Here is a 20,984-nt window from a genome sequence, read left to right as displayed (position 1 = left end):
CTAGAACACGGACTTTTGCGGATAATTCGGTGTTCATGGACTCCGGATCAAGTCCGGAGTGACGAAAAGGGAATTATCCCTGCGGCGGGACGGGCGGTTCTTCCTTGGCTTCCGCGGCCGGGAAGCCGTGGCGCATCATCATCGGCAGGTTGGCGGCGCCGAAGATCAGCGACAGGATGGTAATGCCCCAGACTTTGACGGCGAGCCAAGTGTCGAAGCTCAGATAGACGCGCATGATTTCGTTGAGGACCGCCATTGCGGCAAAAAACAGCGCCCAATTGCGCGATAATTTAAGCCATCCGCTTTCATTCAGTCCCTCAAATGCGGCGCCGAGCACATATTTCAGCAAGGGGCGGCCGAAGACGAGGCCCGCGAAGAGAAGGATCGAAAAGCCCGTATAAATGAGCGTTGGCTTCAGCTGGATGAAGCGCGGATCGTTGAAATAAAGGGTGAGGCCGCCAAACCCCACGACCAGGACAGCCGAAATCCAGGTCATCGGCACCACCCGCTTCCGCTTGACCACCGACACGGCGAGTGCGGCGACGATCGCAACCATGAACGCGACGGTGCCGGCGAAAACGCCGCCGAATTTATAGGCGACGAAGAACACGAGCAAAGGCCCGAAATCCACGAGAAAGTTGAGCCAGCCCTGGGAGTGGGCCGGGGGTTTGGTTTCGACTGCGGTCACGATTGGGTTTCTCCGGTCGCTCCGGCAATGGCGCGGGCGACATCTGCGGGATTGAAGGGGCGGAGGTCGCCGACGCCTTCGCCGACGCCGATGGCGTGGATGGGAAGGCCATATTGCTCGGCCGCGGCGACGAGGACGCCGCCCCGCGCGGTGCCGTCCAGCTTGGTCATGACGAGGCCGGAAACGCCCGCCACTTCCTTGAACACCTCGATCTGGTTGAGGGCATTCTGGCCCGTGGTCGCGTCGAGGACGAGAACGACATTGTGCGGCGCTTGCGGGTTGAGGCGGCCGAGAACGCGGCGGATCTTCGCCAATTCGTCCATCAATTCGCGCTTGTTCTGGAGGCGGCCCGCCGTGTCGACGATGAGGACGTCGATGCCCTCCGCCGTCGCCTTCTTGACGCCGTCGAACACGATGGCGGATGGATCGCCCCCTTCCGGGCCGGAAATGATCGGTACGCCGATGCGGTCGGCCCAGATCTTGAGCTGTCCGATGGCGGCGGCGCGGAAGGTGTCGCCAGCGGCGAGGAGGACGCCATAATCCTGCTCGAGGAACAGGCTGGCGAGCTTGGCGATCGTCGTGGTCTTGCCCGATCCGTTGACGCCGACGACGAGGATCACCTGCGGACGCGGGAAGGCGTCGATCTCCAGCGGCTTGGCGACGGGCGCGAGGATCTTGGCGAGCTCGTCCGCCACGACCTCGCGAACGCCCGCTTCGGTGAGGCCGCGTTCGAACCGCTCGCTGGCGAGGCGTTGGCGTACCTTTGCCGCCGTGGAGGGGCCAAGATCGGAAGCGACGAGCGCATCCTCGATCTCGTCCAGCGTCTCCTTGTCGAGCGTGGATTTGGTGAAGAGGCCAGTCAGATTGTCGCCCAAGCGGTCGGAGGTCTTCTTGAAGCCGCCGCGCAACCGCTCGAGCCAGGGTGTCTCGCTCAAGCGGCTTCTCCGATCAGGATTTGGTCTTTCAAAGCTACGACTTTCACTTCCATTATTTCACCCACGTCACTTCCGTCTTCGCGGGAATGGCGAATGAGGACAGGGGCGAAATTTTCGGCATGGCCTTTGACGCCGCTGCGTTCGATCAACACCTTCTGGCGGCTGCCGACCAGGCTTTCCAGCCATTTCGCCTTTTGCCGCGCCGTTGCCTCGCGCAGTCGGGCTGAACGCGCTTTAACCCGTTTCGGGTCGACCTGCGGCATTCTGGCGGCGGGCGTGCCCTGCTTAGGCGAGTAGGGAAAGATATGGCCCATCACGATCTCGCACTCGTCGATCAGGCGGAGGCTGTTTTCGGCCATTTCGTCGGTTTCGGTTGGGAAACCGGCGATCAGGTCCGCGCCGATGGCGATTTCGGGGCGCTTGTCCTTGAGGCGGCGGACCATCTCGACCGCCTGGGCGCGGCTGTGGCGGCGCTTCATCCGCTTCAGGATCATGTCGTCGCCCGCCTGGAAGGACATATGGAGGTGCGGCATGAAGCGCGGCTCGCCGGTGATGATGTCGAACAGGCGCGCGTCGATTTCCACGCTGTCGAGCGAAGAGAGGCGAAGGCGGGGGAGGGCGGGAACGTGTTTCAGGATGCGTTCGACGAGCTGGCCGAGCGTCGGCGATCCGGGAAGGTCGGGGCCGTAGCTCGTCACGTCGACGCCGGTCAGCACGACTTCGTTATAGCCCTGGTCCACCAGCGCCTTGATCTTGTCGATGACGAGGCCCGCGGGAACCGACCTGCTGTTTCCCCGGCCATAAGGAATGATGCAGAAGGTGCAGCGGTGGTCGCAGCCATTCTGCACTTCCACGAAGGCGCGGCTATGCTCGGCAAAACCCGTGACGAGGTGCGGCGCGGTGTCGCGCACCGCCATGATGTCGGACACGCGGACGTCCGGTAGCTTCCCAAATGCGTTCGTCCCGAGCGAAGTCGAAGGGCGTTGGTGCGGGCGCCCCTCGACTTCGCTCGGGACGAACGAAGAAGGGTCGAGCTTCTCGCGGTTACCTAGGACGCGCGACACCTCCGGCATGGCCGCAAAACTGGTGGGATCGACTTGAGCGGCGCAGCCGGTGACGATGACGCGCGCCTCGGGCCGCGCCTTCTTCGCGCGCCGGATGGCCTGGCGGGTTTGACGCACCGCTTCGTTGGTGACGGCGCAGCTGTTGACGATGACGACATCGTCTTGGCCGTTCGCCAGTTTCCGCATCGCCTCGCTCTCCGCCATGTTGAGGCGGCAACCCATCGTGATGACCTCGATGCTCATAGCAAGGCCTCGAGATCGATTTCGCCCTTAAAGACGTGGGTAGCGCCGCCGGACATGCGAATGGTCCCGCCCGGCGCCCAGGCGATGGTGAGGCTGCCTCCAGGCAAATCCACATCGACCGGCGAAGAGGCAAGGTTTCTGGAGATCGCCGCCACGGCCGTCGCGCATGCGCCGGTTCCGCAGGCCATTGTAAGGCCCGCGCCGCGTTCCCATACGCGCAGCTTCACCCGTCCGTCCGCGATCGAGGCGGCATTGACGTTGACCCGCTCGGGAAAGAGAGGATCATTCTCGATGATAGGCCCGATCCGCTGGAGGTCGACCCGGTCGGCATCCGGTACGAAGAAAACGATGTGCGGATTGCCGACATTGACGGCGAACGGCGTCTCCAAGCCCTCCCATCCGACCGGGAGGGACGCGGTATCCATCGGGTAAGCGAGAGGAATGGCGTCCCAGGTGAAGCGCGGCGTCCCCATGTCTACGCTCGCGCCTTCACCGGTGGAGCTGGCGTCCAACGTCCCGCCCAATGTCTCGATGCGAATGTCGCCGCCGATCAGCAGGGCAACACAGCGCGTGGCATTGCCGCACGCTTCCACTTCGCCGCCATCGGCGTTGAAAATGCGCATCTTGACGTCGGCGACATTCGACGGCTCGAGGAGGATAAGCTGGTCGCATCCGACGCCACGATGCCGATCGGCAACGGCGCGCGCCATCGCTCTGCTCATCGGCAGCGACTGGGTGCGGGCGTCGATCACGACGAAGTCGTTGCCGAGCCCGTGCATCTTGTGAAAACGGCACATCATTTGCCGGGCTGATCTAGGCAGTGGCAGGCCCCAAGTCCAGCGACGCGGTCAGCCGGTCAGCCGGTCAGCCGGTCCGTCGCGTCGTCCGCCGGAGCCGGGGCGCCGAACGCGGCTCGACGGTTCTCGCGGCTGGAAGAAGGCGCTGGTCGGCGAGCAGGCTGCGAACGGCTTCGATCGGCATCGGACGGCCATAAAGCCAGCCCTGTCCCCTGAACGTGCCAATCGCGCGAATGCGCGCTTCGACCGTTTCGTGCGCGACGCCCTCCACCGTGATGGCGAGGCCCAGGCTCTCGCCAAGCCGGGCGATGGCGGTCACGAAGGCAGCGGTATCGTCATTGTCGTTGATCGTTTCGACGAGGCTCCTGTCGATCTTGATCCGGTCGAACGGCATCGCGCGGAGATGGGAGAGGGAGGAGTAACCGCTGCCGAAATCGTCGAGCGCGATGCGGATGCCCTGGTTCTTCAGGCTGCCGACCACGGACTGGGCAAGGCCGAGATTCTCGAACAAGGCGGCTTCGGTGATTTCGACCTCCAGCCGGTCGGCGGGGAAGCCGGTTTCAACGAGCAGCTTGACAATCTTTTGCGCGAGCCAAGGATCCTTCAACTGCGAGGGTGCCATGTTGACCGACAAAGTGAGCGAGATATCCCAGCTACGCGCCTCGTCCAGCGCCTGCCGCATCACCGCCATCGACAATTCGCCGATCAACCCGCAATCCTCCGCCACGCCGATAAAGTCTTCGGGAAGGATAAGGCCGCGTTCCGGATGGTTCCAGCGCGCGAGAACCTCGAAACCCTGCAGGCGGCCCGTCAGCAAATCGCGTTGCTGCTCGAAATAAGGAACGAACTGCCCAGCTGGAATGCCGGTGCGGAGGCCTGCTTCCACGGCATTCCGCTTCAGCAGCTCCGCTTCCATGCTGGCGTCGAACCAGAGATAGCGTCCGCGACCCAGCTTGCGGGCGGCGCCGAGGGCGATGCCGGCGCGGCGGGCCAGTGCTTCAAAGTCCGAGGCGCCGTCTTCGGCACGGGCAAGACCGCCCGATGCGCTGACTTCGGTATGCGCGCCGCCAAGGTCGAAGGGCTTGCCGAGGCGATCGAGGATGCGCTCCGCGACCACGTTTGCCGCCCATGGCGATTTGGGGTCGTAGGGGAAAAAGGCCGCGAAAGTATCGGCGCCGATCCGGGCGACGGCCGCGTCGGCGGGCAAGGCGGTCCGCATCACCGCCGCCACCGCGCGGAGCAGCCCGTCTCCGGCCAGTTGGCCGTAAAGGTCGCTGATCGTGCGGACGCCGTCCATGTCCACCTTGAGCATCGCGACGGATCGTCCGGCCGGGCGGGTGATGGCGAACATATGATTGGCCGCCTCGCAGAGAGAGGCGCGATTGAGGAAGCCGGTCAGCGGATCGGTCGCGGTGAGGGAAAGCGACTGCCGTTCCGCCGCGCGCAGGATCGCAAGTTCCTGTGCCGCGTCTCTCCATCGCCGCCAGCCGTAAAGGCTGACGGCGATGCTGAGGAGGAGAAAAGCGGCCAGCGCTTCGGCCTTGAAGAAAAGCAGACGTGTGGCCCCGCCGAGGTCGAACCCCGTCACATATGAGAAGATCAATACTGCGGAGACGGCGACCGAAATCGTCGCGGCGTCCTTCGCCGTCGATGACTTCCAACCCGGTCCGTCGAAAAGCGAGCTTGCCATTCCTACCCCGATATCGAGGGGCCCTGCGTAGCGAAAATGCGTAAAGAGCTGATTAAGGGCAACTTGTCTTGACCCTGGATGCCGCAGCGCTTAAGGGGCGCCCACCTGTTTTTGGAAATGGGTTTGCATCCGGTGTCCACGGACACGCGCTGGCCGGCGAGGTTTCGCCCGCCGGCGCTTTCGTGCTTGTGGGCAGCGGTCTTGTTAAGGAGCCGCGCGCATGTTTGAAAGTCTGAGCGATCGCCTTGGCGGCGTGTTCGACCGTCTGCGCGGCCGTGGCGCTCTCAACGAAGCCGATGTCCGCGCCGCGATGCGCGAAGTGCGGATCGCGCTCCTTGAAGCCGACGTGGCGTTGCCTGTCGCGCGCGATTTCATCGACAAGGTTACCGAAAAGGCCGTCGGCCAGCAGGTTCTGAAGTCGGTCACCCCGGGCCAGCAGGTCGTCAAGATCGTCAACGACGCGCTTGTCGATATGCTGGGTGCGGATGAGTCCGAGCTTAATGTCGACGTGACGCCGCCCGCCGTCGTGATGATGGTGGGTCTGCAGGGCTCCGGTAAGACCACGACGACGGCGAAGATCGCCAAGCGGCTTTCGGAAAAGAACCGCAAGAAGGTGATGATGGCGTCGCTGGACGTCAATCGCCCGGCCGCGCAGGAGCAGCTTGCCGTTCTCGGCACCCAGACGGGTGTCGCTACCCTGCCGATCGTCGCGGGCCAGCAGCCGGTCGACATCGCCCGGCGCGCCATGCAGGCCGCGAAGCTGCAGGGCTATGACGTGCTGCTGCTCGATACGGCGGGCCGCCTCCATGTCGATCAGGCCTTGATGGATGAGATGAAGGCGGTGGCCGAGGTCTCGACCCCGGCTGAAATCCTGCTCGTCGTCGACGCGCTGACCGGTCAAGACGCGGTCAACGTCGCGCAGAGCTTCGCGGGGCAGGTGGACCTGACTGGTGTTGTCCTCACCCGCATGGATGGCGATGCGCGCGGCGGCGCGGCGCTGTCGATGCGCGCCGTCACTGGCAAACCGATCAAGTTCGCCGGCGTCGGCGAAGGGATGGACAAGCTGGAAGGCTTCCACCCCGATCGCGTCGCGGGCCGGATTCTCGGCATGGGCGATGTCGTCAGCCTCGTCGAGCGCGCGGCGGAAACCGTTCAGGCCGAAGAGGCCGAGGCGATGGCCCGCAAGATGGCCAAGGGCCAGTTCGATTTGAACGACCTCCGCACCCAGATCGCCCAGATGCAGCGCATGGGCGGCCTCGGCGCGCTCGCCTCCATGCTTCCGGGCATGAAGAAGATGGCGGGCGCGGTGAAGGCGGCGCAGGACGACAAGGCGCTCACCCGCCTCGACGCGATGATCTCCTCCATGACGCCGAAGGAGCGGGCCAAGCCTGAACTCCTCAACGCCAAGCGCAAGATCCGCGTCGCCAATGGCTCCGGCACCACGGTGCAGGACGTCAATCGCCTGCTCAAGATGCATCAGGAAATGGCGACGATGATGAAGAAGCTCCGCAAGATGGGCGGGCTTGGCAAGCTCGGCGCTCTGTTTGGAGGCGGCGGCATGCCTGATCTTGGCGGCCTGATGGGCGGGTCCGGTGGACCGCCGGGCGGGCTTCCAGGTCTTCCAGGCGGCAACGCCCCGTTCAACCTGCCTCCCGGCTTCAACAAATTTACGAAGAAATGAATGAGATCAACCCCCGCGTCATTCCGGCTTTCGCCGGAATGACGGGACAGGCATCGAAACGAAAGGAATAAGAAAATGGCAGTTGCAATTCGTCTGGCCCGCGGCGGCTCGAAAAAGCGTCCTTATTACAAGGTCGTCGTGTCCGACGTCCGCGCCCCGCGCGACGGCAAGTTCATCGAGCGCGTCGGCAGCTACAACCCGCTGCTCGCCAAGGACAATCCCGAACGCGTGAAGCTCGACACGGATCGCGTGAAGCATTGGCTGTCGGTCGGCGCCCAGCCGACGGACCGCGTGCATCGCTTCCTCGACGCCGCCGGTCTCCTCGAGCGTGGAGCGCGCAACAACCCGAAGAAGGGCGAACCGGGCGAGAAGGCCAAGGAACGCGCCGAAGAGCGTGCCGCCAAGGAAGCTGAAGCCGCTGCCGCAGCTGCCGCTGCTCCGGCCGAAGAAGCGCCTGCTCAGGAAGAAACCGTCGAAGTGATGGCCGAAGCGGTCGAAGAAGCCACTCCGGCTGCCGAGGAAGTTCCGGCGGAAGCTGCTGCGGAAGAAGCCACCCCGGCCTCGGAAGCTCCGAACGAAGGCGAGTCCACCAGCGAACCGGCCGAAGGCGCCGCTGAAGATGCTCCGGCCGAAGGCGCTGAAAAGGCGGAAGGTTGAAACTAAGGCCGAGCATAACCCTCCCCCTTGATGGGGGAGGGTTGGGTGGGGGTGATGTATTCGGAAGGAACGAACTCTACGTCGTAGACCACCCCCACCCGGCCTCCCCCATCAAGGGGGAGGGGCTATTTTGAACGAACCCACCATCACCCTCGCCGCGATTGCCGGCGCGCATGGCATATCGGGCGAGGTGCGCCTGAAGCTTTTCGCGGAAAGCGTGGAAAGTCTGCGCCATCACAAGACGGTCCAGGCGGGCGAGCGCACACTCACCCTCAAATCGGTGAAGGAAGGCGGCGGCATGCCCATCGCCCGCTTCGCCGAGGTTGCGGACCGCAGCGCCGCCGAGGCGCTTCGGGGCACCGTCCTCACCGTCCCCCGATCGGCTCTCCCGCCGCTGGAAGAGGGCGAATATTATCACGCTGACCTGATCGGCCTTTCTTGCGTGACGCGGGAAGGGGAGGAGGTCGGCACCGTCGCCGCCGTCGAGAATTTTGGAGCAGGCGACCTTCTCGAGATCGAGCGGACCGGCGGGAAGAAGGTGATGATACCCTTCAAGCCGACCGTCGCCGACCTTGAGGACGGCAAGATCGTCGTCGACCCGGCTTTCGTGGCCTGACTTCACCGCATCAGCGGCTTTTCTTTCGCCAGATCGTTACGGATCGTAGTTGCGGCGACGCCGCCTTCGCCCATGGCATGGCTGATCTGATCGAGGCCGATGACGACATCGCCGGCCGCGTAGAGACCGGGGACGCTGGTGCGCTGATGGCTATCGACCAAGACGCAGCCTCCCTCGGATAGCGAGGCACCCACCTGTTCCGCGAGCTCGGTGTGTGTGTCCGACCCGAGTGCGGGATAGACGCTGTCGAACGTATAATGCCCTTCCGCCGTGTCGAGCGTGATACAGCCGCCGTCGAGCGCGACAGCCTGACACGGACCGTCAACGGTCCGGATGCCATAGTCTTGGAGCCTGGCCTGATCCTCAGCGTCAAGCTCATGCGCCTTGTCCGGCGCGATCAGGGTGATGTCGGCGGTGTAGCCGCGCAGGAACACCGCCTCCGCGACGCCGTGCGACCCGCTGCCGATGACGCCGACCTTCTTGTCGGTCACTTCATAGCCGTCGCAGATCGGGCAATAGCGGATCAGCCCCTTCGATAGCGCCTCGTCGTGCAAGTCCTCGTCCATCGGCGGACGGCGATTGGTGACGCCGGTGGCGAGCAGAACGGTGCGGGCGGTGACGGGTCCACCGCCCCATTCCGCTTCGAAGCCGCCTTCGATCCTGTCCAGCCGCGTCACCCGCCCGGTTTCGATGGAGGCGCCATATTTCTGCGCCTGCGCCTTCATCGCCGTGAGCAGATCCTTTCCCGAAATGCCGTCGGGATAGCCCGCATGATTGCGGGTGAGGGGGATCCAGTTTGCGCGGCTCTTGCCCGCATCCACCACTTTCAGCTTCAGGTGGAAGCGGACGAGGTAGATGGCGGCGGTCAGGCCCGCTGGCCCGCCGCCCACGATCAGGCAATCAAAGTCCGTCTGGCCCATGGCGACCGAAGTCCCTATGGCCGTTATAGTTCCGAGATATTGCTCGGCGCGGAGCAGTTTGAGCCTTTGAAAAATGACACCCACGGAAATTGCTGTCGCAGAAACGATGTCGCGCCACGGATTTAAGTTGCCGATGGAGCAGATCGCTCCTGAAACGGCAATGTCGCAAGATGCCCTTATTGATGGCATCGACGTCGATGATTTCGTTTGGGATTTAGAAGCGCAGTTCGGCTCGGTCGTTTGGTCCGTCCCGTGGGGTCGTTTCTCGGATCAGACCACTAGTTTTCGGGGTTGCGGCTGCGCATTGCTTCCATTCTGGACAATATGGCGTGTATTTTGGTGGCCTTTCGAAGGCCGCCTCATTCCTTTGCCGAAGGAAGCTGAGGAACGCCTGACAGTTAGGCATCTAGCGAAAGTGTTGGATGAAGGGGCTTGGTGCGAACCAGAGGAGGTTTTGCCATGAGCTGGGCCGCCGCCATCCTGACTCTTTATCCCGAGATGTTCCCTGGGCCGCTTGGGCTTAGCCTGGCGGGTCGCGCACTTGCGGAGGGCAAATGGTCGCTCGACACCGTGCAGATCCGCGATTTCGCGACGGACAGGCATCGCTCCGTCGACGACACGCCCGCCGGCGGCGGGGCGGGCATGGTGATGCGGGCCGACGTGCTCGGCGCGGCGGTGGATCATGCGCTTGCCCGCCAGCCGCGGGCGCCATTGCTCGCCATGACGCCGCGCGGGCGCCCGCTTGCCCAGGATTTCGTCCGCGAGCTTGCGGCAGGCCCCGGCGTCTCCATTCTTTGCGGCCGGTTCGAAGGGATGGACGAGCGCCTGTTCGAAGCGCGGCCGATCCTTCCGGTCTCGATCGGCGACTATGTGCTCTCCGGCGGCGAAACGGCGGCCATCGTCCTTCTGGACGCTTGCGTTCGCCTGCTTCCTGGCGTAATGGGCGCGGCCTTGAGCGGTGAGGAAGAAAGCTTCGAAGGCGGCCTCCTCGAATATCCGCAATATACCCGACCTAATATATGGGAAGGGCGCATGATCCCCGAAGTGCTGCGATCGGGGGATCATGCGAAGATCGCCGCCTGGCGGAAGGCCAGGTCGATCGAAGACACACGGCTAAGGCGGCCGGACTTGATGGAGCGTCATGGGGACGCTTCCGGTCGGTCGCCCTCTGGTGCGCGGCACGAAGATTGAAGGTTAGACAGATGAACCTGATCCAGACCCTCGAGGCCGAGGCCATCGAGCAGTTCAACAGCAGCAAGACGATTCCCGAATTTCGCCCGGGCGATACGCTGAAAGTCGGCGTGAAGGTGGTCGAAGGCGACCGCACCCGCGTGCAGAATTACGAAGGGGTGTGCATCGCCCGCGCCAACCGGGGCCTCGGCTCCTCCTTCACCGTCCGCAAGATCAGCTTCGGCGAAGGCGTCGAGCGCGTGTTCCCGCTCTACAGCCCGAACATCGATTCGATCGAGGTCGTCCGCCGCGGCGCCGTCCGTCGCGCGAAACTCTATTATCTGCGCGGCCGCACCGGCAAGTCGGCCCGTATCGCGGAGCGTCGCGACACGCGCGGAGACGCCAATCAGAGCTGATCCGGCGTTCCAGCCTGAAATAAGCAAAAGGGCGCGGAAGCATCGGCTTCCGCGCCCTTTTTCGTGCGGGTCCACCAGCTGCCTAACGCGGCGCGTCCCTCTCTACGGTTCGAGTGTAGAGATGCCAGGTGGCGTAGCCGAGCCAAGGCAGCACAAAGGCCAGGCCGATGAAGAAAGGAATGGATCCCAGAACCAACAGCAAGCCGATGATGGCGCCCCAGCGCAACATGACGGGACGGTTTTCACGAAAGGCGGCAATGGAGGTTCGGACGGCGGCCCCCGCCGATCCGCCGCGATCGACCAGCATGGGCAGGGAAACCACACTGATCGCCAGTACGGCAACCGCGAAAAGTGCGCCCGCGAGATTCCCGAACAGGATGAGAGCCCAGCCTTCGTTCGTGGTGAACAGCCGTTCAACGAAAGCGCCGGGAGAGTCCGGAACATGCCAGCCCCAAAGGAGGATGTAGAGCAAGGCCGCCGTCAGAACCCAGAGTGCGAAAATGAGCAGGAGAAGAAGGGCGATGGAGAGAATTTCGCCTCCTGCGCCGCTTCGCTCGACATCGAAGAAATGCCGCCAATCCGATTCCAGCCCCATCTCGCGGCGGCGGGCCAATTCGTAATAGCCGACGGCGGCGACCGGCCCCATCAGGCTGAGCCCCGCCGCGACGGGAAAGAAGAGGGGCAGAAAGGGGCCGCCAAGCATGAGGACGGCCGCGAAGAAGCCGATAAGCGGATAGAGCAGGCCTGCGATCAGGATATCGCCGCGCTTGGCGAGAAAATCGTCCAGCCCCTGCCGTAACGATAGGCGTAAATCGTCATTCGTGATCCTGCGCACGGGCAGAGCGCGTGGAACGGAACTGGATCGCACGGAATGGGCAAGGACCATATCGGCTCTCCTCAATCGCAGAGAGGGCGTCATCCGGCCTATGCAGCGAGCCGGAGGCCGCCTTCCCGAGACTCGCTTTTACCACAAGCGATCGCCGCGCGCGAGCGACGAAGCGAACTATCTATCGAAAGTTATGGTATTTTTTTCCTTTCGGCGAATGGCGGGAATTCCTTAGGGCATCTACATAGGAGGGGACTCGAGAGCAGGGGCAGCCACGAGCCAGGGCCCCGTCCGCGTTTCCCTTTGCGCGGGCGGGGCTCTTCCTTTTTCCGCTATCTTTACAAGGAAGCCGCGTGCGCTACGAAGCGGCATGCGTTTCTCCCCCCTGGTTCTGGCCGCCGCAATGGCCTCTGCCGCCTTTCCCGTTCATGCCGAAGAGTTGACGCTCGACCGGATATTCCAAAGCCCCGACCTCAACGGCCCGAGCCCGCGGCTCGCCCGGCTGTCGCCGGGCGGGCGGCTTGTGACCCTGCTGCGCAATCGCGCGGAGGACAAGGATCGCTACGATCTTTGGGCCATCGACGCCGATACCGGCGCGGCGCGGATGCTGGTCGATTCCCTGAAGGTCGGGTCTGGCGCGGAATTGTCCGAAGAGGAAAAAATGCGGCGCGAACGTGCCCGGGTGAGCGGCACCAAGGGCATCGTCGCTTATGACTGGGCGCCGGACGGCAAGGCGATCCTGGTGCCGCTGGACGGCGACCTGTTCGTTGCGGTCCTGGGCGGCGACGTGCGCCGCATCACCGAAACGCCGGAGACGGAGGTGGATGCGCAGGTTTCCGAAACCGGGCGCTACGTTTCCTTCGTGCGCGACCAGAATCTCTTCGTCTCCGATCTTGCCGGAAAGGCGACCCAGCTCACCACGGACGGTGGCGGCACCCTCTCCTGGGGATCGGCCGAATTCGTCGCGCAGGAGGAAATGGACCGGACGACCGGCCATTGGTGGTCGCCGGACGATCGCTACCTCGCCGTCGCGCGTGTCGACGAAAGCCCAGTCAAGGTCGTGACCCGCGCCGCCATCGGCGCCGGCGGCACGCGGGTCTATGAGCAGCGTTATCCGGCGGCGGGCACGCCCAATGCCATTGTCGATCTCTATGTGATGCGGCCCGACGGTTCGTCGCGGGTGAAGGTCGATCTTGGCGCCAATCCGGATATCTACCTCGCCCGCGTCGATTGGACGCCGGACGGCAAGACTTTGCTCGTTCAGCGCGAAAGCCGGGACCAGATGACGCTGGATCTCCTCGCCGTCGATCCGGAGACGGGCGCCTCCCGCATCCTGTTCACCGAAACGGCGAAGACCTGGATCAACCTGCACGACAATCTCCGCGCCTTGAAGGACGGCAGTTTGCTGTGGTCGTCGGAACGGTCCGGCTACAGCCACCTCTATCGCTGGAAGAACGGAAGGTGGACGCAGCTTACCTCCGGCAACTGGATGGTGAATGCCGTTGAGGGCGTGGATGAGGGCAAGGGCCTCGTCTACTTCACCGCCAACAAGGATACGCCGCTCGAACAACATCTTTATGTCGCGCGGCTGGACCGGAAGACGGAGCCAAAGCGGCTCACCGAAAGCGGTTATTGGAACGCCGCCGCCATGGACAAGGCGGCGCGCCGGGCAATCGTGACCCGCTCCGGTCCGTCGCAACCGAGCCAAGTGTATCTGACCGATACAAATGGCAAGCGCGTCGCTTGGATCGAGCAGAATGCGCTGGACGCCAATCACCCTTATGCGCCCTATCTCGCCAGCCATGCCGTTCCGCAATTCGGAACGATCAAGGCGGAGGATGGCAGCGACCTTCACTACAAGATGCTGACGCCCAAGATGGAGGCAGGGAAGCGCTATCCGGTCTTCGTCCAGGTCTATGGCGGGCCTGGCGCCGGGCGGCAGGTGACGCGCGCTTGGGCGGGCGCGTTGCAGCAATATCTGGTGGATAAGGGCTGGATCGTCTTCTCCGTCGACGGGCGCGGTACCCCCGCGCGCGGCAAGGCGTTCGAGGATCATATCTATCGCGCCATGGGCAGCGTCGAGGTCAAGGACCAGCTCGCGGGCGTGGATTTCCTGAAAGACCAGCCCTTCGTCGATCCGGATCGGATCGCCGTCTATGGCTGGTCCTATGGCGGTTACATGACCTTGAAGCTGCTCGAAGGCCTGCCCGGCGTCTATGCGGCGGGCGTGGCCGGGGCGCCGGTGACGCGTTGGGAGCTGTACGACACCCATTATACCGAACGCTACATGGGCAATCCCCTGGGCGCGGACGCGGCGGCTTATGAGAAGTCCAGCAATATTCCCAACGCCTCGAAAATCGCCGATCCGATCCTCCTCATCCACGGCATGGCGGACGACAATGTGGTGTTCGACAACATGACGGCGCTGATGGGCGAGATGCAGGGCAAGAAGGTGCCATTCGAACTGATGGTCTATCCCGGCGCCACCCACCGCGTGTCGGGCGAAGGGCCGCAAGTCCATATGTGGAAGACGATCGAGCGGTTTTTGAACCGCGAGGTGAAGGCAAAACCCTGATTGTGCTCCGGCGAAGGCCGGAGCCCAGTCTTTCCGCCGGTGCCGCTGGGTTCCGGCCTGCGCCGGAACACGATCAGCCCTTCCCCTCGGGCCGTCCGCATCCTAGATGGCGTCAAACCTCTAATTGGAGTGAGACCATGGGATACCGGGTCGTTGTTGTCGGCGCGACGGGAAATGTCGGCCGGGAGATGCTGAACATCCTCGCCGAACGGCAATTCCCGCTGGACGAAGTCGCGGCGGTGGCCTCGGCGCGCTCGACGGGCGACGAGATCGATTTCGGCGACAGCGGAGAGACGCTGCGGGTCAAGAATCTGGAGCATTTCGATTTTGCAGGCTGGGACATCGCCCTGTTCGCGGCAGGATCCGAAGCCTCGAAAATCTATGCGCCGAAGGCCGCGGCGGCGGGGTGCGTCGTCATCGACAACAGCTCGCTCTACCGCATGGACCCCGACGTGCCGTTGATCGTGCCGGAAGTGAACCCGGAAGCGATCGCGGATTACCGCAAGAAGAACATCATCGCGAACCCGAATTGTTCGACCGCGCAGATGGTCGTGGCATTGAAACCTCTCCACGACGCCGCGACGATCAAGCGCGTGGTGGTCGCGACCTATCAGTCCGTGTCTGGCGCGGGCAAGGACGGCATGGACGAGTTGTTCGAGCAGAGCCGCAACATCTTCGTCGGCGACACGGCCGAGCCGAAGAAATTCACCAAACAGATCGCTTTCAACGTCATTCCGCATATCGACAGCTTCCTTGACGACGGGTCGACCAAGGAAGAATGGAAGATGGTGGTCGAAACGAAGAAGATCCTCGATCCCAAGATCAAGGTGACGGCGACGTGCGTCCGCGTGCCCGTCTTCGTCGGCCATTCCGAAGCGATCAATATCGAGTTCGAGGATGAGTTGAGCGCCGCCGACGCGCAGAAGATCCTGCGCGAGGCGCCGGGCGTGATGCTCGTCGATAAGCGTGAGGATGGTGGCTACGTGACGCCGGTGGAAGCGGTCGGCGAATATGCGACCTATGTCAGCCGCGTGCGCGAGGATTCGACCGTCGACAACGGCTTGTCGCTCTGGTGCGTGTCCGACAACCTCCGCAAGGGCGCGGCACTGAACGCGGTGCAAATCGCCGAACTGCTGGGGCGGAAGCATCTCCAGAAGGCGGGCTGATCGTGACGGAGATGACCGGTGGCTGCACGTGCGGGAAGATCCGCTACTCGGCCGATATCGCGAATGATGAAGCCTATCTCTGCCATTGCCGCATGTGCCAGCGCGCGTCGGGCAACGTATCGCTCGCGATGAAGAATGTGAAGAAGGCTGATGTGCGGTGGGAGGGGGAGCCCGACTATTACCAATCCTCCCCAATCGCCCGGCGCGGCTTTTGTTCGACCTGCGGGACGTCGCTGACCTTCGAATTTCCGGACAGCGCGAATATGGATTTGACGGTGGCCTCCTTCGACGATCCCTCCCGCTTTCGCCCCGTCCATCATTTCGGCGCGGAGAGCATTCATCGGGCGTGGCTCAATACCCAAGGCCTGAAGGAAATCCGGACCGAAGAGCATCAGGGCCTTGTCGACCGCTGGATGAAGACCGTTGGCAAGCTCCCCGACTGATCTGAAGGTTCATCACTTCACCGCCCACGACGGCGTGCGGCTCGCCTATAGGGAAATGGGGGAAGGGCGCCCGCTCGTCCTCATCCATGGCTATTTCTCCAACGCCTGGACGAACTGGATTCGTTACGGCCACGCGGAGAAGATCGCGGCGGCGGGTTTCCGCGTCATCATGCCGGACCTGCGCGGCCATGGCGACAGCGGCAAGCCGCACGATCCCGCTTTTTACACGCCCGACGTGCTGGCCCGCGACGGCTTCGATCTCATCGCCCATCTTGGCCTCACCGATTATGATCTTGCCGGCTATTCGCTGGGCGCGCGGACGTGCGTGCGGATGCTGGCCCAAGGCGCGAAGCCCCGCCGTGTCGTGCTGTCCGGCATGGGGCTGGACGGCATCCTCGATACGCAGGGGCGCGGCAGTTATTTCCGCAACGTGCTGACCAACCTCGGTTCGTTCGACCGGGGATCGTCGGAATGGATGACCGAAGCCTTTCTCAAGACGACCGGCGGCGACCCCCAGGCGCTGTTGCTGATCCTCGATAGCTTCGCCGACACCACCCGTGCGGAGCTTGCCGGGATCGATGTGCCGGTCCTCGTCGTGAATGGCGAGGATGACGACGACAACGGATCGGGCGCTGCGTTGGCGGAGGCGTTGCCTGACGCGCGGTTCGTGACGGTGCCCGGCAATCACATGAGCGCGGTCGTAAAAGCCGAGCTGGGCCAGGCCATTGCCGGTTTTCTCGCCGCTTGACCGGAGCCGCGCACCGCGTCCAGAGTAAGCGCAACCACGAACAAAGAGGATGCTTTCATGAAAGCCGCTGTCTCGACTCTTGCCCTTGCCACCTTCCTCGCCTTCGGCGCCCCGGCCGCCGCGCAGCAGGCCGCTGCACAGTCCGCCGCGCCGACCGTGGCCGATGCGGACGCTTTCGTCGCGCGGGCCGAAAAGGAGCTGAGCGGCTTTTCGGTCATCAGCAACCGCGCCCAATGGGTGAACAATACCTATATCACCGACGATACCGATGCGCTCGCCGCCTATTTCGGCACGATCGGCACCGAAATGTCGGTGAAATTCGCCAACGAGGCCGCGAAGTTCAATGACGTGCAGGGCCTGAGCTACGACACCAAGCGGAAGCTCGACTTCCTGCGCGGCGGCCTCGTCCTCCCGGCGCCGACAACTCCCGGTGCCGCCGCGGAATTGAATGAAATCGCGACCCGCCTCAATTCGACCTACGGCAAGGGCCGCGGCACGCTGAACGGAGAGGTCAAGACCGGCAACGACCTCGAGGAGCTGATGGGTACCGTCCGCGATCCCGAGGATCTGAAGGAAATGTGGACGAGCTGGCACACCAATGTCGGAACGCCAATGCGCGCCGATTACCAGCGCCTGGTCGAAATCGCGAACCAGGGCGCGAAGGAACTGGGCTTCGCCGACACCGGGGCGATGTGGCGCTCGGGCTATGACATGGACCCGGACGCCTTCGCGGCGATGATGGACAAATTGTGGGGCGAGGTGAAGCCGCTCTACGACGACCTTCATTGCTACACGCGCACCAAATTGAACGAGAAATATGGCGATGCGGTCCAGGCCAAGACCGGCCCGATCCGCGCCGACCTCTTGGGCAATATGTGGGCGCAGGAATGGGGCAATATCTATGATATCGTCGCGCCCAAGGGCGCGGGCGACATCGGATACGATTTGACCGAATTGCTCGTGTCGAACAATTACGACGCGACGAAGATCGTGAAGACGGGCGAAGGCTTTTTCAGCTCGCTAGGCTTCGCGCCGCTCCCCGAAACCTTCTGGCAGCGTTCGATGATCACCGCGCCGCGCGACCGCGAAGTGGTGTGCCACGCTTCGGCCTGGGACGTCGACAATGTCGATGATCTGCGCATCAAGATGTGCACGAAGGTCAATGCGACCGATTTCGTGACCGTCCACCACGAGCTTGGCCACAATTATTACCAGCGCGCCTACAACAAGCAGCCCTATCTTTATCTGAACAGCGCCAATGACGGTTTTCACGAGGCGATCGGCGACACGATCGCATTGAGCGTCACGCCGGAATATCTGACCCAGATCGGCCTTCTCAACAAGTCGCAAGTGCCGTCGGCGGACAAGGATATCGGCCTGCTGCTCAATCAGGCGATGGACAAGGTCGCCTTCCTGCCCTTCGGCCTGATGGTCGACAAATGGCGCTGGGGCGTGTTCAGCGGCGCGACCTCGCCCGCCAATTACAACAAGTCCTGGAACGACCTGCGCCTCCAATATCAGGGCATCGTGCCCCCGGTCGAGCGGACCGAAGCGCAGTTCGACCCGGGCGCCAAATATCATATTCCGGGCAACACGCCTTATGCCCGCTACTTCCTCGCCCGCATCCTCCAGTTCCAATTCTACAAGGCGGCGTGCGACCAGGCGGGCTGGAAGGGGCCGCTTCATCGTTGTTCCTTCTACGGCAACAAGGAAGTCGGCCAGAAGCTGAACGCGATGCTCGAAATGGGCGCCTCGCGCCCGTGGCCGGAAGCCTTGCAGACCTTCACCGGAACGAAGCAGATGTCGGGCAAGGCGATGCTCGAATATTTCCGTCCGCTGCAGGGCTGGCTGAAGCAGCAGAATAAGGGGAAGCAATGCGGCTGGTGAAATCCGGCACTGGCAATCCTCCCGTAAATGGTTAATTCAGCGGGGGCGGGGCAGGGATGCTCCGTCCCCGTTTCACTTTGCCCTTTGGAGAAAGCCGTCGATGAAAACGGCGCCCTTGATCCTATACGTTGCACTGGCCTTGCCGTCCGCCGCATCGGCCGCCGTCCCGGTCTGGAATCCGAAAGCGCCGGAGAACCGGCAGGTTCTGCCCGCATTCACTGTGGCCAATGTCGGCGAGATCTTGCGCGCGATCGGCGCCCGCCATCAGTCGGTCGGCACGGCCGCCGCACCGCGCATCAACGTGCAGTTCCAGAATGGACGCAAGGCGACCTTGCTGCTGAGTTCCTGCGCGGGCGCGAATTGCAAGGCGATGAGCATCCAGTCATCCTGGACCAAAATTTCAAAGGCGCCGCCCCAGCAGGTATCGGCCGCGATCGAGGGGTTCAACCACCGATATGCTTTCGCCAAAGTCTATCTGTCGCCGTCCGGCAATCCGTCGATGCAGCGTTATCTGACCGCCGATTACGGGTTTATCCGGGGCGACTTGGCGGTCAATCTTCTCGTCTTCGCCAGTCAGGTCGACAAATTCGCCACCAGCGTTTTGCTCCCTCTGGAGAAATAGCGTCAGATCCGAATATCCTCGGCGGTCGGTATATGATGGCCGCCTCCGGTTTCTCCAAACCTCACAGGAGCGGGTTGGGTACCTTTCTGATGCCGCAGCCTCTCTGAAGAAAAGTCTCGGCGCCGTGCCGCGGCCTTGCGGCCAGAGAGGAAACCTGCGGCCGCGATCGCGATGCCGGCCAGCACGGCCGCCGTCGCGACCGGGTGCATCTGCGCCTTCAGCGTGATGCTGTGGCGGCGGACATATTGATCTTGGCTCGATTCGATCCGCCCATCCCTCCGGGCTTGGAAAAGATTGTCCTTTACTCCGGGCGGCGGCGGTTGGCTGGTGCTTTGCGCCTTTTCGAAAAAGGCTTCCATGATCCTGTCCGTCGTGCGTGGAAACAGTCCCGCGAGCTTCGTCAGGACGAGGCCTTGGCCGCCGACGGTCATCGTGCGCTTGCGGTTCGCGGCGGCAAAGCAGATCGCTTCCGCGACGAGACGGGGATCGTAGGCGGTCGGCGGAATGGCGGCATGTTTCGCCAATTTGTCGCGCGCATGTTCGGGATAGGGGGTGTGGATGCCGGCCGGCTTGATGAGCGTCACCGATACCGGCGCCTTCTCCATCTCCAATTCCATGCGCAGGCTCTCGGTAAAGCCTTGAACCGCGTGCTTCATCGCCGAATAGGCGCCCTGAAGCGGAGCAGCGCGATCCGAGAGGATGGAGCCGATATTGACGATCGCCCCGCCGCCGCGCCGCTTCAGGTATGCGGCGGCGAAGAGAGAGGCTCCGGCAAGGCCGAAATAGCCGATGTCGAAGATCTGCCGATGCTCGCTCATCGTCGTGCTGTCTAAGCGGCCGAGAATGGCGACGGCGGCATTGTTCACCCAGGTGTCGAAGCCGCCGAAAGCCTGATCGGCGACGCTGGCGATGCGGTGTGGCGCGCCTTCGTCCGCCATGTCGGCGGCGATGAAGATGGCTCTTCCGCCGTCCTTGCCGTTAATCTCCTTCGCGGCTTCCCTAAGCGCGTCCTGATTGCGCGCGACGAGGACGACATTGGCGCCGCGTGCCGCAGCCAGGTGGGCCGTCGCCAGGCCGATGCCGCTGGAAGCGCCCGTCACGACGATCGTCTGCTCTTCGATTGGTTTCAGCCGCCAGGCCATCGCGCGTCTCCTCGCATGCATTGCAGAGGGCAATGCGGCGAACAGGCGCGGGTTGCGGCGCAGGAGGCAGGCTGAAGGTTTGGGAAGACGGTTTGAGAGATGCCCCTCTCCCGGGAGGAGAGGGGCCAAGGCCAGTTAAAGGCGTTCGATCATGTAATCGGCGCTGCTCACGTTGAAAGCCCCGGGTTCTTCGACATTGAGCTGCTCGACGACGCCGTCATTGACGACCATGGAATAACGCTGTCCGCGCGTGCCCATGCCGAATTTGGAGCCGTCCATGGTGAGGCCCACGGCTTTGGCGAAATCGCCATTGCCGTCGGCGAGCATCGTGACCTTGCCGTCCACTTCGGCGCCCTTGCCCCAAGCGCCCATCACGAAGGCGTCGTTGACGGCCGTGCAGGCGATTTCGTCGACGCCCTTGCCCTTGATATCACCGGCCTTCTCGACAAAGCCCGGCAAATGGCGGGCCGAGCAGGTCGGGGTAAAAGCGCCGGGCACCGAGAAGAGCGCGACGCGGCGCCCCTTGAAATAATCCTCGCTGCTCACCTGCTCGGGTCCTTCCGCCGTCACCTTGGTAAGCATGGTCGAAGGCACGCGATCGCCGACTTGAATGGTCATTGTGACTCTCCTCTTCGTAGGTTGAAACCGTTCCGGCTCCCTAACAGGGCGCCTGCCCGACGAACAGGGGCGATACGGTT

21 protein-coding genes are annotated in these 20,984 nt (G+C 63.3%); 12 read left to right on the top strand and 9 right to left on the bottom strand.

Going from position 1 to position 20,984, the window contains the following annotated elements; genetic code table 11:
- Nucleotides 1–73 precede the first annotated feature (73 nt).
- The 5 genes from ispZ to IC614_RS04220 form a co-directional block, all read right to left on the bottom strand.
- Nucleotides 74–688 carry a septation protein IspZ gene (ispZ, locus tag IC614_RS04240; RefSeq protein ID WP_226372724.1) on the bottom strand — a complete coding sequence of 205 codons (615 nt, stop codon included), beginning with the start codon at nt 686–688 and terminating at the stop codon, nt 74–76.
- A complete protein-coding gene (ftsY, locus tag IC614_RS04235) occupies nt 685–1,623 on the bottom strand; it encodes a signal recognition particle-docking protein FtsY (RefSeq protein WP_200972610.1) in 939 nt (312 codons plus the stop codon). The genes ispZ and ftsY overlap by 4 nt, the downstream gene beginning before the upstream one ends.
- Nucleotides 1,620–2,930, bottom strand: coding sequence for a tRNA (N(6)-L-threonylcarbamoyladenosine(37)-C(2))-methylthiotransferase MtaB (gene mtaB / locus IC614_RS04230; RefSeq protein WP_200972608.1), 1,311 nt, complete (start codon nt 2,928–2,930; stop codon nt 1,620–1,622). Before mtaB ends, ftsY begins: the two co-directional genes overlap by 4 nt.
- Entirely contained in the window at nt 2,927–3,730 is an 804-nt protein-coding gene (gene dapF, locus IC614_RS04225; RefSeq protein WP_200972606.1) for a diaminopimelate epimerase, read from the bottom strand. Before dapF ends, mtaB begins: the two co-directional genes overlap by 4 nt.
- A gap of 64 nt (nt 3,731–3,794) precedes the next feature.
- A complete protein-coding gene (locus IC614_RS04220; protein WP_200972604.1) occupies nt 3,795–5,417 on the bottom strand; it encodes a putative bifunctional diguanylate cyclase/phosphodiesterase in 1,623 nt (540 codons plus the stop codon).
- Nucleotides 5,418–5,637: 220 nt separating this feature from the next.
- Between IC614_RS04220 and ffh the strand changes: the two genes are divergently transcribed.
- From ffh to rimM, 3 genes are all read left to right on the top strand, one after another.
- Nucleotides 5,638–7,098: a signal recognition particle protein gene (gene ffh, locus IC614_RS04215; protein WP_200972602.1), complete on the top strand. Its 1,461-nt coding sequence runs from the start codon at nt 5,638–5,640 to the stop codon at nt 7,096–7,098.
- Nucleotides 7,099–7,173: 75 nt separating this feature from the next.
- Nucleotides 7,174–7,755, top strand: a complete 582-nt coding sequence (rpsP, locus tag IC614_RS04210) for a 30S ribosomal protein S16 (RefSeq protein WP_200972601.1) — start codon at nt 7,174–7,176, stop codon at nt 7,753–7,755.
- A gap of 130 nt (nt 7,756–7,885) precedes the next feature.
- The gene (gene rimM / locus IC614_RS04205; protein WP_200972600.1) at nt 7,886–8,371 is read left to right on the top strand and encodes a ribosome maturation factor RimM; all 486 of its coding nucleotides are present in this window, start codon (nt 7,886–7,888) and stop codon (nt 8,369–8,371) included.
- Between the two features lie 2 nt (nt 8,372–8,373).
- Here the strand turns inward: rimM and IC614_RS04200 are convergent, their stop codons facing one another.
- Complete coding sequence (locus IC614_RS04200) at nt 8,374–9,291, bottom strand: NAD(P)/FAD-dependent oxidoreductase (RefSeq protein ID WP_200972599.1); 918 nt, start codon at nt 9,289–9,291, stop codon at nt 8,374–8,376.
- A 73-nt stretch (nt 9,292–9,364) separates the two neighbouring features.
- On the opposite strand from IC614_RS04200, the gene IC614_RS04195 reads away from it, so the two are divergent.
- Genes IC614_RS04195 through rplS form a run of 3 tightly spaced genes read left to right on the top strand, consistent with a single transcriptional unit; the run spans nt 9,365 to nt 10,877 of the window.
- A complete protein-coding gene (locus tag IC614_RS04195; protein ID WP_200972598.1) occupies nt 9,365–9,754 on the top strand; it encodes a hypothetical protein in 390 nt (129 codons plus the stop codon).
- Nucleotides 9,751–10,482: a tRNA (guanosine(37)-N1)-methyltransferase TrmD gene (gene trmD, locus IC614_RS04190; protein WP_200972597.1), complete on the top strand. Its 732-nt coding sequence runs from the start codon at nt 9,751–9,753 to the stop codon at nt 10,480–10,482. Before IC614_RS04195 ends, trmD begins: the two co-directional genes overlap by 4 nt.
- An 11-nt stretch (nt 10,483–10,493) precedes the next feature.
- Nucleotides 10,494–10,877 (top strand): 50S ribosomal protein L19, encoded by a 384-nt coding sequence (gene rplS / locus IC614_RS04185; RefSeq protein WP_200972596.1) that lies wholly within the window; start codon nt 10,494–10,496, stop codon nt 10,875–10,877.
- Between the two features lie 82 nt (nt 10,878–10,959).
- Here the strand turns inward: rplS and IC614_RS04180 are convergent, their stop codons facing one another.
- Complete coding sequence (locus IC614_RS04180) at nt 10,960–11,712, bottom strand: DUF2189 domain-containing protein (protein WP_226372723.1); 753 nt, start codon at nt 11,710–11,712, stop codon at nt 10,960–10,962.
- A 361-nt stretch (nt 11,713–12,073) separates the two neighbouring features.
- Between IC614_RS04180 and IC614_RS04175 the strand changes: the two genes are divergently transcribed.
- From IC614_RS04175 to IC614_RS04150, 6 genes are all read left to right on the top strand, one after another.
- A complete protein-coding gene (locus IC614_RS04175) occupies nt 12,074–14,278 on the top strand; it encodes a S9 family peptidase (RefSeq protein ID WP_200972593.1) in 2,205 nt (734 codons plus the stop codon).
- 137 nt (nt 14,279–14,415) lie between these two features.
- Complete coding sequence (locus IC614_RS04170; RefSeq protein WP_200972592.1) at nt 14,416–15,444, top strand: aspartate-semialdehyde dehydrogenase; 1,029 nt, start codon at nt 14,416–14,418, stop codon at nt 15,442–15,444.
- Nucleotides 15,444–15,887 carry a GFA family protein gene (locus IC614_RS04165; RefSeq protein ID WP_200973091.1) on the top strand — a complete coding sequence of 148 codons (444 nt, stop codon included), beginning with the start codon at nt 15,444–15,446 and terminating at the stop codon, nt 15,885–15,887. The genes IC614_RS04170 and IC614_RS04165 overlap by 1 nt, the downstream gene beginning before the upstream one ends.
- Nucleotides 15,868–16,635, top strand: a complete 768-nt coding sequence (locus tag IC614_RS04160; protein ID WP_226372722.1) for an alpha/beta fold hydrolase — start codon at nt 15,868–15,870, stop codon at nt 16,633–16,635. Before IC614_RS04165 ends, IC614_RS04160 begins: the two co-directional genes overlap by 20 nt.
- A gap of 57 nt (nt 16,636–16,692) precedes the next feature.
- Complete coding sequence (locus tag IC614_RS04155) at nt 16,693–18,522, top strand: M2 family metallopeptidase (RefSeq protein ID WP_200972588.1); 1,830 nt, start codon at nt 16,693–16,695, stop codon at nt 18,520–18,522.
- Between the two features lie 100 nt (nt 18,523–18,622).
- Nucleotides 18,623–19,144: a YbjN domain-containing protein gene (locus tag IC614_RS04150; protein ID WP_200972586.1), complete on the top strand. Its 522-nt coding sequence runs from the start codon at nt 18,623–18,625 to the stop codon at nt 19,142–19,144.
- 2 nt (nt 19,145–19,146) lie between these two features.
- Here the strand turns inward: IC614_RS04150 and IC614_RS04145 are convergent, their stop codons facing one another.
- Nucleotides 19,147–20,286 carry an SDR family oxidoreductase gene (locus IC614_RS04145; RefSeq protein WP_200972584.1) on the bottom strand — a complete coding sequence of 380 codons (1,140 nt, stop codon included), beginning with the start codon at nt 20,284–20,286 and terminating at the stop codon, nt 19,147–19,149.
- Between the two features lie 135 nt (nt 20,287–20,421).
- Nucleotides 20,422–20,904, bottom strand: coding sequence for a peroxiredoxin (locus IC614_RS04140; protein ID WP_200972582.1), 483 nt, complete (start codon nt 20,902–20,904; stop codon nt 20,422–20,424).
- Between the last annotated feature and the right edge of the window lie 80 nt (nt 20,905–20,984).

It is taken from the genome of Sphingosinicella flava, assembly GCF_016025255.1.
Classification (GTDB): Bacteria; Pseudomonadota; Alphaproteobacteria; order Sphingomonadales; family Sphingomonadaceae; genus Allosphingosinicella; species Allosphingosinicella flava.
This window is presented reverse-complemented; position numbering and strand designations above follow the sequence as displayed.

Coding starts and splice junctions, on each gene's coding strand:
- mtaB (WP_200972608.1), bottom strand. CDS start 2,930: ATGAGCATCGAGGTCATCACGATGGGTTGCCGCCTCAACATGGCGGAG.
- ffh (WP_200972602.1), top strand. CDS start 5,638: ATGTTTGAAAGTCTGAGCGATCGCCTTGGCGGCGTGTTCGACCGTCTG.
- IC614_RS04170 (WP_200972592.1), top strand. CDS start 14,416: ATGGGATACCGGGTCGTTGTTGTCGGCGCGACGGGAAATGTCGGCCGG.
- trmD (WP_200972597.1), top strand. CDS start 9,751: ATGAGCTGGGCCGCCGCCATCCTGACTCTTTATCCCGAGATGTTCCCT.
- IC614_RS04150 (WP_200972586.1), top strand. CDS start 18,623: ATGAAAACGGCGCCCTTGATCCTATACGTTGCACTGGCCTTGCCGTCC.
- IC614_RS04200 (WP_200972599.1), bottom strand. CDS start 9,291: ATGGGCCAGACGGACTTTGATTGCCTGATCGTGGGCGGCGGGCCAGCG.
- dapF (WP_200972606.1), bottom strand. CDS start 3,730: ATGATGTGCCGTTTTCACAAGATGCACGGGCTCGGCAACGACTTCGTC.
- IC614_RS04140 (WP_200972582.1), bottom strand. CDS start 20,904: ATGACCATTCAAGTCGGCGATCGCGTGCCTTCGACCATGCTTACCAAG.
- IC614_RS04175 (WP_200972593.1), top strand. CDS start 12,074: ATGCGTTTCTCCCCCCTGGTTCTGGCCGCCGCAATGGCCTCTGCCGCC.
- IC614_RS04155 (WP_200972588.1), top strand. CDS start 16,693: ATGAAAGCCGCTGTCTCGACTCTTGCCCTTGCCACCTTCCTCGCCTTC.
- IC614_RS04220 (WP_200972604.1), bottom strand. CDS start 5,417: ATGGCAAGCTCGCTTTTCGACGGACCGGGTTGGAAGTCATCGACGGCG.
- IC614_RS04145 (WP_200972584.1), bottom strand. CDS start 20,286: ATGGCCTGGCGGCTGAAACCAATCGAAGAGCAGACGATCGTCGTGACG.
- rpsP (WP_200972601.1), top strand. CDS start 7,174: ATGGCAGTTGCAATTCGTCTGGCCCGCGGCGGCTCGAAAAAGCGTCCT.
- rplS (WP_200972596.1), top strand. CDS start 10,494: ATGAACCTGATCCAGACCCTCGAGGCCGAGGCCATCGAGCAGTTCAAC.
- IC614_RS04195 (WP_200972598.1), top strand. CDS start 9,365: ATGACACCCACGGAAATTGCTGTCGCAGAAACGATGTCGCGCCACGGA.